The 18824-nt window shown below is 52.5% G+C and carries 2 protein-coding genes; both read right to left on the bottom strand.

Annotated elements, in window-relative coordinates:
• Positions 1-187: 187 nt before the first annotated feature.
• A complete protein-coding gene (locus tag H0S58_RS03110) occupies positions 188-1582 on the bottom strand; it encodes a TolC family outer membrane protein (RefSeq protein WP_195727119.1) in 1395 nt (464 codons plus the stop codon).
• 100 nt (positions 1583-1682) lie between these two features.
• Positions 1683-18752, bottom strand: coding sequence for an immunoglobulin-like domain-containing protein (locus tag H0S58_RS03105; RefSeq protein WP_195727118.1), 17070 nt, complete (start codon positions 18750-18752; stop codon positions 1683-1685).
• Positions 18753-18824: the final 72 nt, after the last annotated feature.

The following is an 18824-nucleotide window of genomic DNA, read 5'->3' as shown; positions in this document are numbered from 1 at the left end:
AACCCCACTTGCGGAATATATTCCTCATCCCCCTTTTTAAGGGGGAACTATAGGTGGTTATGAAAGAGGTCTAATTAATGTATTGCTTTCAACTGCTCAATAACAAGAACTTCTCTTATATAAAATGTATATTTTACGAACAAAAATAGGGCACACGTTGCACCCTATTTTTCATTTCATACTTTCATTATTCAGCAACTTGTGCTTGCACGTTCGCAGAACACATATTCGCTGCATTAATTTCACGCTGACTCACGTCTGATACAGCAGGTAAATTATCACGTTGAATACCGAGTGCAGGCAACAATTGACCAGTGCTATACAGTGTTTGGAATTGTGCAACTTTCAAGTCGTATTGCGTAGTGACATAAGCACGATTGGCTTGAAATGCTTCGTTTTCTGAGTCAAGAACGTCAAGTAATGTACGACGGCCAATATCAAACTGATCATTATAAGCTTTTACAACTGAAGCAGATTCATCACGATGACGCTGTAACCATTGCAACTGACTGCTATAGTTATTCACGTTGTTATAAGCCACGGTAGAAGTTTGGCGAATATCGACACATGCTTTGTTTTTCAAATCATCGGATAATGAAACACGTGCATTGGCAGCATTCATGGCTGCTCTATCGGCAAATCCATTGAATAGATTGTAGTTGAGTCTTAATTCAACTGCACTATCTTGCCCATATTTATCGTTATCAGGATTGCTACGCTCATCAAAACTATTACGGTTTTGATATAAACCAGTACGCGCCACAAACGACAGTTTCGGGTACATATTGGCTTTGAATTCTTGCGCACTTGCACGTGCATATTGCATTTCACTTAACGCAGCTTTTAAACTGTTGTTATTGTTGTACGCAGCAGTAACGACTTCTTGTGTGTTGTTTGGCAGTGCCACATTCACACTTACTGGCGCAAGATTACTACTTGGCTCAACACCTACAATTCGCGCAAAACGTGCAGATACATCATTCAAATTGGCTTGTTCAGTCATCAAGTTGGTTTGTGCCAGCGATAAACGACCAGTAATTTGAGACAAATCGGCTTTATTACCTACACCCTGATTAGTACGTTGTAAGACTTGATTATACACACGTTGATGATTTGCAAAATTTCCTTCTGCCAAACGTACCAATTCGCGATAACGTTGCACATCTAAATACGCTTGCGTTGCTTCAAGGGCTTTTTGTTCAATCCCTGAGTTCAAATCATAGTAGCGTTTTAATGCAGCATAATCGCCTTGTTCAACTTTGCTCTTAATGCGAAAACCATCGAACAAAACTTGCGTTAATGCAATTTCTGCCTGACCTTGATTGAACCAACCACGATCGCCATCGAATTCACGATTACCTTTGCCGTACGCTGCATTTAAATCAATTGATGGTAAATAACCTGCCCGTGCCTGTTTTTGGTTCGCAGTGGCTTCAAGAAAGTTTGACCATTGCACCTGAACTTCTGGGTTATTTTCAATTGCAGTTTTAGTCACTGATGTTAAATCTGCTGCTGATACAGTCATTGCTACACTTGCCCCAGCAACCATGCTTGCGATTTTTGTTAATGCTAATACTTTCACAGGTTTCCCCTCTTTTAGAATCATGTTGTATATTTCCGATGCGTACATCTATCTATAAAAGCAAAACAAAGGGTGAAAATAATTTCACCCTTTGTTTCCGTTAAGTTGTTTGGAAGTTCGTTTTTGCAATCATGTCATTTAAGTCAGTGAATGTTTGGCCTTCTACCACAATGTTGACACTTATCGTGTCCGCGGCGTTATGAATATCGATGGTATTGCCAGTTACGGTCACAAATTGGCTCAAAGTTACCATCGAGCCATTCCAACCTAGGGCATCAAGCAGTGCTTTAGCGTCAACTTTGTCGCCTTGAGCAAGGTTAAAGTCCTTGATGGTATCGGTTGAACCATCTGCATCATTGGTACCATTGGTTACGAGATTACCTGTCGTCGTATTTAGCGATTTACCCCAAACAAAGGTATCTGCGCCTGTACCACCAAACAGAATATCGTTTCCTGCGCCGCCAATAAGAATATCTGCACCGCCTTGACCATACAAAATGTCATTACCCATACCGCCATCTAGCACGTCATTTCCACCGCGTGTATCTGCTGTGGCATTGAAACGGCTGATGCCCGTTGTCGTATTCGATTCCGCTTTAATGTAGTTGTACAAATCAATATCTTGTACACCTAAACTAGCATTCACCAAGGTGTAATCGGATGGACTGAGACTTAAATACTCTTTTAATGCTGCCATACCTGAACCTGCGGCATCTGGCTGATTGGCTGCATCCAAATTACGGCCTGTCCAGTCTAACCAATCCGTATTGATGGTATCGCCAAACATGACATCATTTCCATTACCACCAAACAGTTTGTCATTTCCGACTGGGTTCAAAGTAGCCGATAATCCACCAGCCTCTAAAGCATATTGGAATTGATCTGCGGTTAAGACAATATCAGGTTGACCGCCAGTCGTTGTAATAGTGTCCGTTCCCGCACTTGTATTGCGTTGCAGATTATCAATTCTCACAACATAGTCACCTGTACCCGTACCAGAATTATCCTCCACCTCAAACTGCAAACGATATGTTCCCGCAAGCAAGATACCTGATTGCATAAAGAGCCCTGTAGAATTAGTTCCCGATGGAGCATGGTCATTCGATGCAGCATTTGAACCCACTTCAACAGTTTCCCAAACGCCACTATTTTGGCGTTGTAATTTCCAAGTGAAGGCATCACCAGCAACCCAATTACTACGACCATATTCGAAGGATACAAATGTGCTACTTCCTGTCACTGCAAAGCTTGGACCTTGATACACTGCAGCCACGCCATTACCTTGTGTGCTATCTGCAAGTATCAATTTATTTGTATTCAGCGTAGCAGCCGTAGCATCAGCACTTGCCACCCAAGCAGCTGGTGCATTATTACCCGTTGCATTGTCAAAGTTAGCGATAGGGTTGGGTGTAGGTGCTGACGAATCAGTGACATTTACACCCGATACATTCTGCGTTCCTACATCAATCGTAATATTGCCAATACTATCCGTATTATCAAACATTTGAAGCCAAGGTTTTTTAACTCCAATACCTAGCCCAATTGCTGCTACAGTACTTATTGAGCCTATCCCACCATTACCACTAGTTTGATTATAACCATGATCAAACGTACTCTTCGACTGACTTAGAATCGTATTAAATGCAGCGGCATTTTGAGCTTCAGATCCACTTCCTGCTTCAGTATTACCATTCATATAAAACGTCGGGTTACCATCGGTGATAAAGAAGGTTAAGTTTTTGTAGCCCGCAATCGCCGTACCATCGGCATTTGTTGATGCTCTATCAGTTGCATCGGTACCAGCAGTCGTATCATTTGCTCCTGTCGATAAGCCTTTAAACCACCGTTCTGCTTGGTTAAAAGCAGCTTCATAGTTAGTACCACCACTAGCAACCAAGCTATTAATTGTCGCCTCTAATGCTGTCCAGTCACCATTTACCACATCGCCAATACTAATCGTTAAGCTAGTTTGTGCTAAACCTGCGAATTTAATCAATGCAATATTGATGTGACCACCATCTACTGTACCTGCTTTTGCTGCAAATGGCAGTACGGTATTTTGAATATACTGCTTTAATCCATCTTTTAATAAATTCAAGCGTTCGTTAGCATTACCACTACCTTGATCTAGATCAAACCTCATACTACCTGACACGTCGAGAATGAAGGCCATGTTGTAGTTTGTACCAGGTTGGAGAACGGTTTTTACACCACCCCCATCTCCGACTAATACGTCATCACCATTACCACCGATTACGGTATTGTCACCATTATTCACTGGTGAACCTGGCGTACCCGGTGCTTGGATGACATTCACTGTAATATCTGCCACAGCAACATTACTTTGGTTACCATCGACGTCAGTCACCTGTACTTCGACATGACGAATCAAATCTTTGTTCGGTGTAGTCGCGTCTGCTGCAAAGGTAATATTTTTAATCGCAGTTTGATAGTCGGCAAGCGTTGCATTACCCGTCAAGGTAATGGTATTTCCATCATTTGACGCAACAGTAATCCCTGCTGGCAAAGAGCCTACTGCAAGGACATCACCTAATTCAAACCCAGCACCCGCTGTGCCCTGCAACTTAATCGTTGCCGTGGCAATATGTTGTCCAGCTGCATCCGCATCGGTGATCACAGTATCAACATCACCAATAGTTACTGGCGCACCACCATCAACAAAGTGTGTCTTATATCCTGTACCCGTAACACCAGAACTATCATTACCATCAAGATCGATAAACGGCCCAGCAATGGTTACCGTACTGGTTGTAATCAGACTTTCGTATCGACCACCTGTTGCCGTATTAATCGCGTAGGTATGCGGCAGTGCAGGATTCGGGTTTGCAAAAGTCACCGTAGCTGTGGTTTGACCCGCAAGAATAATAATCGTAGGGCCACCATTGGTTAGAGTGATGACAAGATCCGTCGTCAACGGTGCATGATCTACTTGCGCAGTAAGTGTGATCTGCCCAGTAACGTTATTGGTTGTACCATCTAGAGTAATAGTAGTCGGGTTGATGGTGTCGTTCACGGTCACTGTCGCAGTATCCGTGGTCACTAGATTTTCAAATTCTGCGCCACCGGTATAGCTGCTGATGCTCACGCTGTAGCTTTCGCCATCGAGGTAGACGTCGTCGCCTTGTACCGCAAATGGCGTCGATTGCACGATGTCACCCGGGGTGTAGCCCACGGTAAAGGTCACGGTTGAACCGTTGCTTAAGGTCAAGACCACAGGGCCTGCAGTCGGTGCATGGTCCAGACTGGCACCGATCGTCGCGGTTCCTGTGCCTTCATCCACGCTCACGTTATTCAGGGTCACCGTGGTCGGGTTGATGGTGTCGTTCACGGTCACTGTCGCAGTATCCGTGGTCACTAGATTTTCAAATTCTGCGCCACCGGTATAGCTGCTGATGCTCACGCTGTAGCTTTCGCCATCGAGGTAGACGTCGTCGCCTTGTACCGCAAATGGCGTCGATTGCACGATGTCACCCGGGGTGTAGCCCACGGTAAAGGTCACGGTTGAACCGTTGCTTAAGGTCAAGACCACAGGGCCTGCAGTCGGTGCATGGTCCAGACTGGCACCGATCGTCGCGGTTCCTGTGCCTTCATCCACGCTCACGTTATTCAGGGTCACCGTGGTCGGGTTGATGGTGTCGTTCACGGTCACTGTCGCAGTATCCGTGGTCACTAGATTTTCAAATTCTGCGCCACCGGTATAGCTGCTGATGCTCACGCTGTAGCTTTCGCCATCGAGGTAGACGTCGTCGCCTTGTACCGCAAATGGCGTCGATTGCACGATGTCACCCGGGGTGTAGCCCACGGTAAAGGTCACGGTTGAACCGTTGCTTAAGGTCAAGACCACAGGGCCTGCAGTCGGTGCATGGTCCAGACTGGCACCGATCGTCGCGGTTCCTGTGCCTTCATCCACGCTCACGTTATTCAGGGTCACCGTGGTCGGGTTGATGGTGTCGTTCACGGTCACTGTCGCAGTATCCGTGGTCACTAGATTTTCAAATTCTGCGCCACCGGTATAGCTGCTGATGCTCACGCTGTAGCTTTCGCCATCGAGGTAGACGTCGTCGCCTTGTACCGCAAATGGCGTCGATTGCACGATGTCACCCGGGGTGTAGCCCACGGTAAAGGTCACGGTTGAACCGTTGCTTAAGGTCAAGACCACAGGGCCTGCAGTCGGTGCATGGTCCAGACTGGCACCGATCGTCGCGGTTCCTGTGCCTTCATCCACGCTCACGTTATTCAGGGTCACCGTGGTCGGGTTGATGGTGTCGTTCACGGTCACTGTCGCAGTATCCGTGGTCACTAGATTTTCAAATTCTGCGCCACCGGTATAGCTGCTGATGCTCACGCTGTAGCTTTCGCCATCGAGGTAGACGTCGTCGCCTTGTACCGCAAATGGCGTCGATTGCACGATGTCACCCGGGGTGTAGCCCACGGTAAAGGTCACGGTTGAACCGTTGCTTAAGGTCAAGACCACAGGGCCTGCAGTCGGTGCATGGTCCAGACTGGCACCGATCGTCGCGGTTCCTGTGCCTTCATCCACGCTCACGTTATTCAGGGTCACCGTGGTCGGGTTGATGGTGTCGTTCACGGTCACTGTCGCAGTATCCGTGGTCACTAGATTTTCAAATTCTGCGCCACCGGTATAGCTGCTGATGCTCACGCTGTAGCTTTCGCCATCGAGGTAGACGTCGTCGCCTTGTACCGCAAATGGCGTCGATTGCACGATGTCACCCGGGGTGTAGCCCACGGTAAAGGTCACGGTTGAACCGTTGCTTAAGGTCAAGACCACAGGGCCTGCAGTCGGTGCATGGTCCAGACTGGCACCGATCGTCGCGGTTCCTGTGCCTTCATCCACGCTCACGTTATTCAGGGTCACCGTGGTCGGGTTGATGGTGTCGTTCACGGTCACTGTCGCAGTATCCGTGGTCACTAGATTTTCAAATTCTGCGCCACCGGTATAGCTGCTGATGCTCACGCTGTAGCTTTCGCCATCGAGGTAGACGTCGTCGCCTTGTACCGCAAATGGCGTCGATTGCACGATGTCACCCGGGGTGTAGCCCACGGTAAAGGTCACGGTTGAACCGTTGCTTAAGGTCAAGACCACAGGGCCTGCAGTCGGTGCATGGTCCAGACTGGCACCGATCGTCGCGGTTCCTGTGCCTTCATCCACGCTCACGTTATTCAGGGTCACCGTGGTCGGGTTGATGGTGTCGTTCACGGTCACTGTCGCAGTATCCGTGGTCACTAGATTTTCAAATTCTGCGCCACCGGTATAGCTGCTGATGCTCACGCTGTAGCTTTCGCCATCGAGGTAGACGTCGTCGCCTTGTACCGCAAATGGCGTCGATTGCACGATGTCACCCGGGGTGTAGCCCACGGTAAAGGTCACGGTTGAACCGTTGCTTAAGGTCAAGACCACAGGGCCTGCAGTCGGTGCATGGTCCAGACTGGCACCGATCGTCGCGGTTCCTGTGCCTTCATCCACGCTCACGTTATTCAGGGTCACCGTGGTCGGGTTGATGGTGTCGTTCACGGTCACTGTCGCAGTATCCGTGGTCACTAGATTTTCAAATTCTGCGCCACCGGTATAGCTGCTGATGCTCACGCTGTAGCTTTCGCCATCGAGGTAGACGTCGTCGCCTTGTACCGCAAATGGCGTCGATTGCACGATGTCACCCGGGGTGTAGCCCACGGTAAAGGTCACGGTTGAACCGTTGCTTAAGGTCAAGACCACAGGGCCTGCAGTCGGTGCATGGTCCAGACTGGCACCGATCGTCGCGGTTCCTGTGCCTTCATCCACGCTCACGTTATTCAGGGTCACCGTGGTCGGGTTGATGGTGTCGTTCACGGTCACTGTCGCAGTATCCGTGGTCACTAGATTTTCAAATTCTGCGCCACCGGTATAGCTGCTGATGCTCACGCTGTAGCTTTCGCCATCGAGGTAGACGTCGTCGCCTTGTACCGCAAATGGCGTCGATTGCACGATGTCACCCGGGGTGTAGCCCACGGTAAAGGTCACGGTTGAACCGTTGCTTAAGGTCAAGACCACAGGGCCTGCAGTCGGTGCATGGTCCAGACTGGCACCGATCGTCGCGGTTCCTGTGCCTTCATCCACGCTCACGTTATTCAGGGTCACCGTGGTCGGGTTGATGGTGTCGTTCACGGTCACTGTCGCAGTATCCGTGGTCACTAGATTTTCAAATTCTGCGCCACCGGTATAGCTGCTGATGCTCACGCTGTAGCTTTCGCCATCGAGGTAGACGTCGTCGCCTTGTACCGCAAATGGCGTCGATTGCACGATGTCACCCGGGGTGTAGCCCACGGTAAAGGTCACGGTTGAACCGTTGCTTAAGGTCAAGACCACAGGGCCTGCAGTCGGTGCATGGTCCAGACTGGCACCGATCGTCGCGGTTCCTGTGCCTTCATCCACGCTCACGTTATTCAGGGTCACCGTGGTCGGGTTGATGGTGTCGTTCACGGTCACTGTCGCAGTATCCGTGGTCACTAGATTTTCAAATTCTGCGCCACCGGTATAGCTGCTGATGCTCACGCTGTAGCTTTCGCCATCGAGGTAGACGTCGTCGCCTTGTACCGCAAATGGCGTCGATTGCACGATGTCACCCGGGGTGTAGCCCACGGTAAAGGTCACGGTTGAACCGTTGCTTAAGGTCAAGACCACAGGGCCTGCAGTCGGTGCATGGTCCAGACTGGCACCGATCGTCGCGGTTCCTGTGCCTTCATCCACGCTCACGTTATTCAGGGTCACCGTGGTCGGGTTGATGGTGTCGTTCACGGTCACTGTCGCAGTATCCGTGGTCACTAGATTTTCAAATTCTGCGCCACCGGTATAGCTGCTGATGCTCACGCTGTAGCTTTCGCCATCGAGGTAGACGTCGTCGCCTTGTACCGCAAATGGCGTCGATTGCACGATGTCACCCGGGGTGTAGCCCACGGTAAAGGTCACGGTTGAACCGTTGCTTAAGGTCAAGACCACAGGGCCTGCAGTCGGTGCATGGTCCAGACTGGCACCGATCGTCGCGGTTCCTGTGCCTTCATCCACGCTCACGTTATTCAGGGTCACCGTGGTCGGGTTGATGGTGTCGTTCACGGTCACTGTCGCAGTATCCGTGGTCACTAGATTTTCAAATTCTGCGCCACCGGTATAGCTGCTGATGCTCACGCTGTAGCTTTCGCCATCGAGGTAGACGTCGTCGCCTTGTACCGCAAATGGCGTCGATTGCACGATGTCACCCGGGGTGTAGCCCACGGTAAAGGTCACGGTTGAACCGTTGCTTAAGGTCAAGACCACAGGGCCTGCAGTCGGTGCATGGTCCAGACTGGCACCGATCGTCGCGGTTCCTGTGCCTTCATCCACGCTCACGTTATTCAGGGTCACCGTGGTCGGGTTGATGGTGTCGTTCACGGTCACTGTCGCAGTATCCGTGGTCACTAGATTTTCAAATTCTGCGCCACCGGTATAGCTGCTGATGCTCACGCTGTAGCTTTCGCCATCGAGGTAGACGTCGTCGCCTTGTACCGCAAATGGCGTCGATTGCACGATGTCACCCGGGGTGTAGCCCACGGTAAAGGTCACGGTTGAACCGTTGCTTAAGGTCAAGACCACAGGGCCTGCAGTCGGTGCATGGTCCAGACTGGCACCGATCGTCGCGGTTCCTGTGCCTTCATCCACGCTCACGTTATTCAGGGTCACCGTGGTCGGGTTGATGGTGTCGTTCACGGTCACTGTCGCAGTATCCGTGGTCACTAGATTTTCAAATTCTGCGCCACCGGTATAGCTGCTGATGCTCACGCTGTAGCTTTCGCCATCGAGGTAGACGTCGTCGCCTTGTACCGCAAATGGCGTCGATTGCACGATGTCACCCGGGGTGTAGCCCACGGTAAAGGTCACGGTTGAACCGTTGCTTAAGGTCAAGACCACAGGGCCTGCAGTCGGTGCATGGTCCAGACTGGCACCGATCGTCGCGGTTCCTGTGCCTTCATCCACGCTCACGTTATTCAGGGTCACCGTGGTCGGGTTGATGGTGTCGTTCACGGTCACTGTCGCAGTATCCGTGGTCACTAGATTTTCAAATTCTGCGCCACCGGTATAGCTGCTGATGCTCACGCTGTAGCTTTCGCCATCGAGGTAGACGTCGTCGCCTTGTACCGCAAATGGCGTCGATTGCACGATGTCACCCGGGGTGTAGCCCACGGTAAAGGTCACGGTTGAACCGTTGCTTAAGGTCAAGACCACAGGGCCTGCAGTCGGTGCATGGTCCAGACTGGCACCGATCGTCGCGGTTCCTGTGCCTTCATCCACGCTCACGTTATTCAGGGTCACCGTGGTCGGGTTGATGGTGTCGTTCACGGTCACTGTCGCAGTATCCGTGGTCACTAGATTTTCAAATTCTGCGCCACCGGTATAGCTGCTGATGCTCACGCTGTAGCTTTCGCCATCGAGGTAGACGTCGTCGCCTTGTACCGCAAATGGCGTCGATTGCACGATGTCACCCGGGGTGTAGCCCACGGTAAAGGTCACGGTTGAACCGTTGCTTAAGGTCAAGACCACAGGGCCTGCAGTCGGTGCATGGTCCAGACTGGCACCGATCGTCGCGGTTCCTGTGCCTTCATCCACGCTCACGTTATTCAGGGTCACCGTGGTCGGGTTGATGGTGTCGTTCACGGTCACTGTCGCAGTATCCGTGGTCACTAGATTTTCAAATTCTGCGCCACCGGTATAGCTGCTGATGCTCACGCTGTAGCTTTCGCCATCGAGGTAGACGTCGTCGCCTTGTACCGCAAATGGCGTCGATTGCACGATGTCACCCGGGGTGTAGCCCACGGTAAAGGTCACGGTTGAACCGTTGCTTAAGGTCAAGACCACAGGGCCTGCAGTCGGTGCATGGTCCAGACTGGCACCGATCGTCGCGGTTCCTGTGCCTTCATCCACGCTCACGTTATTCAGGGTCACCGTGGTCGGGTTGATGGTGTCGTTCACGGTCACTGTCGCAGTATCCGTGGTCACTAGATTTTCAAATTCTGCGCCACCGGTATAGCTGCTGATGCTCACGCTGTAGCTTTCGCCATCGAGGTAGACGTCGTCGCCTTGTACCGCAAATGGCGTCGATTGCACGATGTCACCCGGGGTGTAGCCCACGGTAAAGGTCACGGTTGAACCGTTGCTTAAGGTCAAGACCACAGGGCCTGCAGTCGGTGCATGGTCCAGACTGGCACCGATCGTCGCGGTTCCTGTGCCTTCATCCACGCTCACGTTATTCAGGGTCACCGTGGTCGGGTTGATGGTGTCGTTCACGGTCACTGTCGCAGTATCCGTGGTCACTAGATTTTCAAATTCTGCGCCACCGGTATAGCTGCTGATGCTCACGCTGTAGCTTTCGCCATCGAGGTAGACGTCGTCGCCTTGTACCGCAAATGGCGTCGATTGCACGATGTCACCCGGGGTGTAGCCCACGGTAAAGGTCACGGTTGAACCGTTGCTTAAGGTCAAGACCACAGGGCCTGCAGTCGGTGCATGGTCCAGACTGGCACCGATCGTCGCGGTTCCTGTGCCTTCATCCACGCTCACGTTATTCAGGGTCACCGTGGTCGGGTTGATGGTGTCGTTCACGGTCACTGTCGCAGTATCCGTGGTCACTAGATTTTCAAATTCTGCGCCACCGGTATAGCTGCTGATGCTCACGCTGTAGCTTTCGCCATCGAGGTAGACGTCGTCGCCTTGTACCGCAAATGGCGTCGATTGCACGATGTCACCCGGGGTGTAGCCCACGGTAAAGGTCACGGTTGAACCGTTGCTTAAGGTCAAGACCACAGGGCCTGCAGTCGGTGCATGGTCCAGACTGGCACCGATCGTCGCGGTTCCTGTGCCTTCATCCACGCTCACGTTATTCAGGGTCACCGTGGTCGGGTTGATGGTGTCGTTCACGGTCACTGTCGCAGTATCCGTGGTCACTAGATTTTCAAATTCTGCGCCACCGGTATAGCTGCTGATGCTCACGCTGTAGCTTTCGCCATCGAGGTAGACGTCGTCGCCTTGTACCGCAAATGGCGTCGATTGCACGATGTCACCCGGGGTGTAGCCCACGGTAAAGGTCACGGTTGAACCGTTGCTTAAGGTCAAGACCACAGGGCCTGCAGTCGGTGCATGGTCCAGACTGGCACCGATCGTCGCGGTTCCTGTGCCTTCATCCACGCTCACGTTATTCAGGGTCACCGTGGTCGGGTTGATGGTGTCGTTCACGGTCACTGTCGCAGTATCCGTGGTCACTAGATTTTCAAATTCTGCGCCACCGGTATAGCTGCTGATGCTCACGCTGTAGCTTTCGCCATCGAGGTAGACGTCGTCGCCTTGTACCGCAAATGGCGTCGATTGCACGATGTCACCCGGGGTGTAGCCCACGGTAAAGGTCACGGTTGAACCGTTGCTTAAGGTCAAGACCACAGGGCCTGCAGTCGGTGCATGGTCCAGACTGGCACCGATCGTCGCGGTTCCTGTGCCTTCATCCACGCTCACGTTATTCAGGGTCACCGTGGTCGGGTTGATGGTGTCGTTCACGGTCACTGTCGCAGTATCCGTGGTCACTAGATTTTCAAATTCTGCGCCACCGGTATAGCTGCTGATGCTCACGCTGTAGCTTTCGCCATCGAGGTAGACGTCGTCGCCTTGTACCGCAAATGGCGTCGATTGCACGATGTCACCCGGGGTGTAGCCCACGGTAAAGGTCACGGTTGAACCGTTGCTTAAGGTCAAGACCACAGGGCCTGCAGTCGGTGCATGGTCCAGACTGGCACCGATCGTCGCGGTTCCTGTGCCTTCATCCACGCTCACGTTATTCAGGGTCACCGTGGTCGGGTTGATGGTGTCGTTCACGGTCACTGTCGCAGTATCCGTGGTCACTAGATTTTCAAATTCTGCGCCACCGGTATAGCTGCTGATGCTCACGCTGTAGCTTTCGCCATCGAGGTAGACGTCGTCGCCTTGTACCGCAAATGGCGTCGATTGCACGATGTCACCCGGGGTGTAGCCCACGGTAAAGGTCACGGTTGAACCGTTGCTTAAGGTCAAGACCACAGGGCCTGCAGTCGGTGCATGGTCCAGACTGGCACCGATCGTCGCGGTTCCTGTGCCTTCATCCACGCTCACGTTATTCAGGGTCACCGTGGTCGGGTTGATGGTGTCGTTCACGGTCACTGTCGCAGTATCCGTGGTCACTAGATTTTCAAATTCTGCGCCACCGGTATAGCTGCTGATGCTCACGCTGTAGCTTTCGCCATCGAGGTAGACGTCGTCGCCTTGTACCGCAAATGGCGTCGATTGCACGATGTCACCCGGGGTGTAGCCCACGGTAAAGGTCACGGTTGAACCGTTGCTTAAGGTCAAGACCACAGGGCCTGCAGTCGGTGCATGGTCCAGACTGGCACCGATCGTCGCGGTTCCTGTGCCTTCATCCACGCTCACGTTATTCAGGGTCACCGTGGTCGGGTTGATGGTGTCGTTCACGGTCACTGTCGCAGTATCCGTGGTCACTAGATTTTCAAATTCTGCGCCACCGGTATAGCTGCTGATGCTCACGCTGTAGCTTTCGCCATCGAGGTAGACGTCGTCGCCTTGTACCGCAAATGGCGTCGATTGCACGATGTCACCCGGGGTGTAGCCCACGGTAAAGGTCACGGTTGAACCGTTGCTTAAGGTCAAGACCACAGGGCCTGCAGTCGGTGCATGGTCCAGACTGGCACCGATCGTCGCGGTTCCTGTGCCTTCATCCACGCTCACGTTATTCAGGGTCACCGTGGTCGGGTTGATGGTGTCGTTCACGGTCACTGTCGCAGTATCCGTGGTCACTAGATTTTCAAATTCTGCGCCACCGGTATAGCTGCTGATGCTCACGCTGTAGCTTTCGCCATCGAGGTAGACGTCGTCGCCTTGTACCGCAAATGGCGTCGATTGCACGATGTCACCCGGGGTGTAGCCCACGGTAAAGGTCACGGTTGAACCGTTGCTTAAGGTCAAGACCACAGGGCCTGCAGTCGGTGCATGGTCCAGACTGGCACCGATCGTCGCGGTTCCTGTGCCTTCATCCACGCTCACGTTATTCAGGGTCACCGTGGTCGGGTTGATGGTGTCGTTCACGGTCACTGTCGCAGTATCCGTGGTCACTAGATTTTCAAATTCTGCGCCACCGGTATAGCTGCTGATGCTCACGCTGTAGCTTTCGCCATCGAGGTAGACGTCGTCGCCTTGTACCGCAAATGGCGTCGATTGCACGATGTCACCCGGGGTGTAGCCCACGGTAAAGGTCACGGTTGAACCGTTGCTTAAGGTCAAGACCACAGGGCCTGCAGTCGGTGCATGGTCCAGACTGGCACCGATCGTCGCGGTTCCTGTGCCTTCATCCACGCTCACGTTATTCAGGGTCACCGTGGTCGGGTTGATGGTGTCGTTCACGGTCACTGTCGCAGTATCCGTGGTCACTAGATTTTCAAATTCTGCGCCACCGGTATAGCTGCTGATGCTCACGCTGTAGCTTTCGCCATCGAGGTAGACGTCGTCGCCTTGTACCGCAAATGGCGTCGATTGCACGATGTCACCCGGGGTGTAGCCCACGGTAAAGGTCACGGTTGAACCGTTGCTTAAGGTCAAGACCACAGGGCCTGCAGTCGGTGCATGGTCCAGACTGGCACCGATCGTCGCGGTTCCTGTGCCTTCATCCACGCTCACGTTATTCAGGGTCACCGTGGTCGGGTTGATGGTGTCGTTCACGGTCACTGTCGCAGTATCCGTGGTCACTAGATTTTCAAATTCTGCGCCACCGGTATAGCTGCTGATGCTCACGCTGTAGCTTTCGCCATCGAGGTAGACGTCGTCGCCTTGTACCGCAAATGGCGTCGATTGCACGATGTCACCCGGGGTGTAGCCCACGGTAAAGGTCACGGTTGAACCGTTGCTTAAGGTCAAGACCACAGGGCCTGCAGTCGGTGCATGGTCCAGACTGGCACCGATCGTCGCGGTTCCTGTGCCTTCATCCACGCTCACGTTATTCAGGGTCACCGTGGTCGGGTTGATGGTGTCGTTCACGGTCACTGTCGCAGTATCCGTGGTCACTAGATTTTCAAATTCTGCGCCACCGGTATAGCTGCTGATGCTCACGCTGTAGCTTTCGCCATCGAGGTAGACGTCGTCGCCTTGTACCGCAAATGGCGTCGATTGCACGATGTCACCCGGGGTGTAGCCCACGGTAAAGGTCACGGTTGAACCGTTGCTTAAGGTCAAGACCACAGGGCCTGCAGTCGGTGCATGGTCCAGACTGGCACCGATCGTCGCGGTTCCTGTGCCTTCATCCACGCTCACGTTATTCAGGGTCACCGTGGTCGGGTTGATGGTGTCGTTCACGGTCACTGTCGCAGTATCCGTGGTCACTAGATTTTCAAATTCTGCGCCACCGGTATAGCTGCTGATGCTCACGCTGTAGCTTTCGCCATCGAGGTAGACGTCGTCGCCTTGTACCGCAAATGGCGTCGATTGCACGATGTCACCCGGGGTGTAGCCCACGGTAAAGGTCACGGTTGAACCGTTGCTTAAGGTCAAGACCACAGGGCCTGCAGTCGGTGCATGGTCCAGACTGGCACCGATCGTCGCGGTTCCTGTGCCTTCATCCACGCTCACGTTATTCAGGGTCACCGTGGTCGGGTTGATGGTGTCGTTCACGGTCACTGTCGCAGTATCCGTGGTCACTAGATTTTCAAATTCTGCGCCACCGGTATAGCTGCTGATGCTCACGCTGTAGCTTTCGCCATCGAGGTAGACGTCGTCGCCTTGTACCGCAAATGGCGTCGATTGCACGATGTCACCCGGGGTGTAGCCCACGGTAAAGGTCACGGTTGAACCGTTGCTTAAGGTCAAGACCACAGGGCCTGCAGTCGGTGCATGGTCCAGACTGGCACCGATCGTCGCGGTTCCTGTGCCTTCATCCACGCTCACGTTATTCAGGGTCACCGTGGTCGGGTTGATGGTGTCGTTCACGGTCACTGTCGCAGTATCCGTGGTCACTAGATTTTCAAATTCTGCGCCACCGGTATAGCTGCTGATGCTCACGCTGTAGCTTTCGCCATCGAGGTAGACGTCGTCGCCTTGTACCGCAAATGGCGTCGATTGCACGATGTCACCCGGGGTGTAGCCCACGGTAAAGGTCACGGTTGAACCGTTGCTTAAGGTCAAGACCACAGGGCCTGCAGTCGGTGCATGGTCCAGACTGGCACCGATCGTCGCGGTTCCTGTGCCTTCATCCACGCTCACGTTATTCAGGGTCACCGTGGTCGGGTTGATGGTGTCGTTCACGGTCACTGTCGCAGTATCCGTGGTCACTAGATTTTCAAATTCTGCGCCACCGGTATAGCTGCTGATGCTCACGCTGTAGCTTTCGCCATCGAGGTAGACGTCGTCGCCTTGTACCGCAAATGGCGTCGATTGCACGATGTCACCCGGGGTGTAGCCCACGGTAAAGGTCACGGTTGAACCGTTGCTTAAGGTCAAGACCACAGGGCCTGCAGTCGGTGCATGGTCCAGACTGGCACCGATCGTCGCGGTTCCTGTGCCTTCATCCACGCTCACGTTATTCAGGGTCACCGTGGTCGGGTTGATGGTGTCGTTCACGGTCACTGTCGCAGTATCCGTGGTCACTAGATTTTCAAATTCTGCGCCACCGGTATAGCTGCTGATGCTCACGCTGTAGCTTTCGCCATCGAGGTAGACGTCGTCGCCTTGTACCGCAAATGGCGTCGATTGCACGATGTCACCCGGGGTGTAGCCCACGGTAAAGGTCACGGTTGAACCGTTGCTTAAGGTCAAGACCACAGGGCCTGCAGTCGGTGCATGGTCCAGACTGGCACCGATCGTCGCGGTTCCTGTGCCTTCATCCACGCTCACGTTATTCAGGGTCACCGTGGTCGGGTTGATGGTGTCGTTCACGGTCACTGTCGCAGTATCCGTGGTCACTAGATTTTCAAATTCTGCGCCACCGGTATAGCTGCTGATGCTCACGCTGTAGCTTTCGCCATCGAGGTAGACGTCGTCGCCTTGTACCGCAAATGGCGTCGATTGCACGATGTCACCCGGGGTGTAGCCCACGGTAAAGGTCACGGTTGAACCGTTGCTTAAGGTCAAGACCACAGGGCCTGCAGTCGGTGCATGGTCCAGACTGGCACCGATCGTCGCGGTTCCTGTGCCTTCATCCACGCTCACGTTATTCAGGGTCACCGTGGTCGGGTTGATGGTGTCGTTCACGGTCACTGTCGCAGTATCCGTGGTCACTAGATTTTCAAATTCTGCGCCACCGGTATAGCTGCTGATGCTCACGCTGTAGCTTTCGCCATCGAGGTAGACGTCGTCGCCTTGTACCGCAAATGGCGTCGATTGCACGATGTCACCCGGGGTGTAGCCCACGGTAAAGGTCACGGTTGAACCGTTGCTTAAGGTCAAGACCACAGGGCCTGCAGTCGGTGCATGGTCCAGACTGGCACCGATCGTCGCGGTTCCTGTGCCTTCATCCACGCTCACGTTATTCAGGGTCACCGTGGTCGGGTTGATGGTGTCGTTCACGGTCACTGTCGCAGTATCCGTGGTCACTAGATTTTCAAATTCTGCGCCACCGGTATAGCTGCTGATGCTCACGCTGTAGCTTTCGCCATCGAGGTAGACGTCGTCGCCGTTCGGGTTGGCAAAGGTCACGCTGCCTGTGGTTGTGCCCACGGCAATGGTGATGATCTGGCCATTGTCCAGGGTGATGACCAAATCGGTGTCTTGTGGCGCGTTGTCGACGCTTGCGCTGATGGTGATGTCCGCGCCTTCGTTCACCGCTGCTGCCGTTAAGGTCAGGGTTGTTGTTTCTACTGCTGCAACGTTAATGATTTGTGTTGCAGTTGAGCTGCCACCTTGGCCATCGCTGATGCTGTAGTTAAAGGTCTCTTGACCGCTAAATCCTGTATTTGGAGTAAAGGTGATGGTGCCATCAGCAGCAACAGTCACAACGCCATTGGTTACAGGAATGCTCTGTGCTGTACCTGGTGTCAGGGTGACGCCGTTAATGCTGGTAATGCTTAAGGCGTCATTTTCTGGATCGGTATCACCTTGCAGTGGACTCAGTGTCACTGGCGTGTTGAATGGCGTGGTGTAGCTGTCATCGCTTGCCACTGGTGGTGTGTTTGGTGCTGCTGCAACGTTGATGGTTTCAGTCGCTGTTGAGCTGCCACCTTGGCCATCGCTGATGCTGTAGTTGAAGCTTTCTTGTCCAGTAAAGCCATTGTTCGGGGTGAAGGTAATGGTGCCTTGGGCATCAATGTTCACCACACCGTTCGGGGTGTTGATTTGTTGGGCGGTGCCCGGCGTTAAAGGCACACCATTGATTGCCGTGATGGTCAGGGTGCCACCGTCTGCATCGCTGTCATTCGCCAATGGAGTTAAGGTTACTGGCGTGTTGTATGGCGTGGTGTAGCTGTCATCGCTTGCTAGAGGTGGTGTGTTTGGTGTAGGTGCAAATGGAGACAAAGGTGTCCAGCTACCACCACCCAAACCATGTTCAAATGGCTTAATAACTGAAGATAATATTGGGTATTGAATTCCTAAAGGCGGAATATTATCTACCACCCGGTTCAACATTAATGGTTTGATACCATCAGCGACAGATGTTTCACCTGCCCGTGTCAGTTGAACAAAACGATGCCCACCTTGGGTAACATCAGGATCGCCCTCGAAAGACTCCCCTGCAATTTCAACGTAGTCCTTACCCTCTTTTTTGAATACGCGACCGTCGTCTAAGCGAACAACATCATTTTGTTGTTCAGATTCATTCATTTGCTGAAATGATTTTGCAAAATTTACAATTTTGTCGATATCTGAATTTGACTCGACCAGTAAGGAATTAAGACTGAAATTACCATCGTTATTGATTAAATCTTTGCCGTGTATTTCGACTACACGACCATTTGAAAGCTGCAATACGACATTGCTTTCTTCAGAAAGATGCAATACATCCTTTGCCTGAAGTTTTGCCCCTTTTTTTAGAATTAATTTTTTATTTGTATTGGAAAAGCGCCAAACATCACCGTCAACCGAGATTACTTTTACTGTTGTATTCATTTATAACTTTACCTAAATTTAAATGTTTAGCCATATCAATTATTTATGCCTATATGGCAAAATTTATTTAGC

The sequence above is a fragment of the Acinetobacter sp. TTH0-4 genome, from assembly GCF_015602665.1.
In the GTDB taxonomy this organism is placed as follows: domain Bacteria; phylum Pseudomonadota; class Gammaproteobacteria; order Pseudomonadales; family Moraxellaceae; genus Acinetobacter; species Acinetobacter albensis.
Note: the sequence above shows the minus strand (reverse complement) of the source record. Positions and strands in the feature narration are given on the sequence as shown.

Excerpts from the sequence above, each read along its gene's own strand:
- H0S58_RS03105 (WP_195727118.1), bottom strand. The coding sequence starts at position 18,752 with ATGAATACAACAGTAAAAGTAATCTCGGTTGACGGTGATGTTTGGCGC.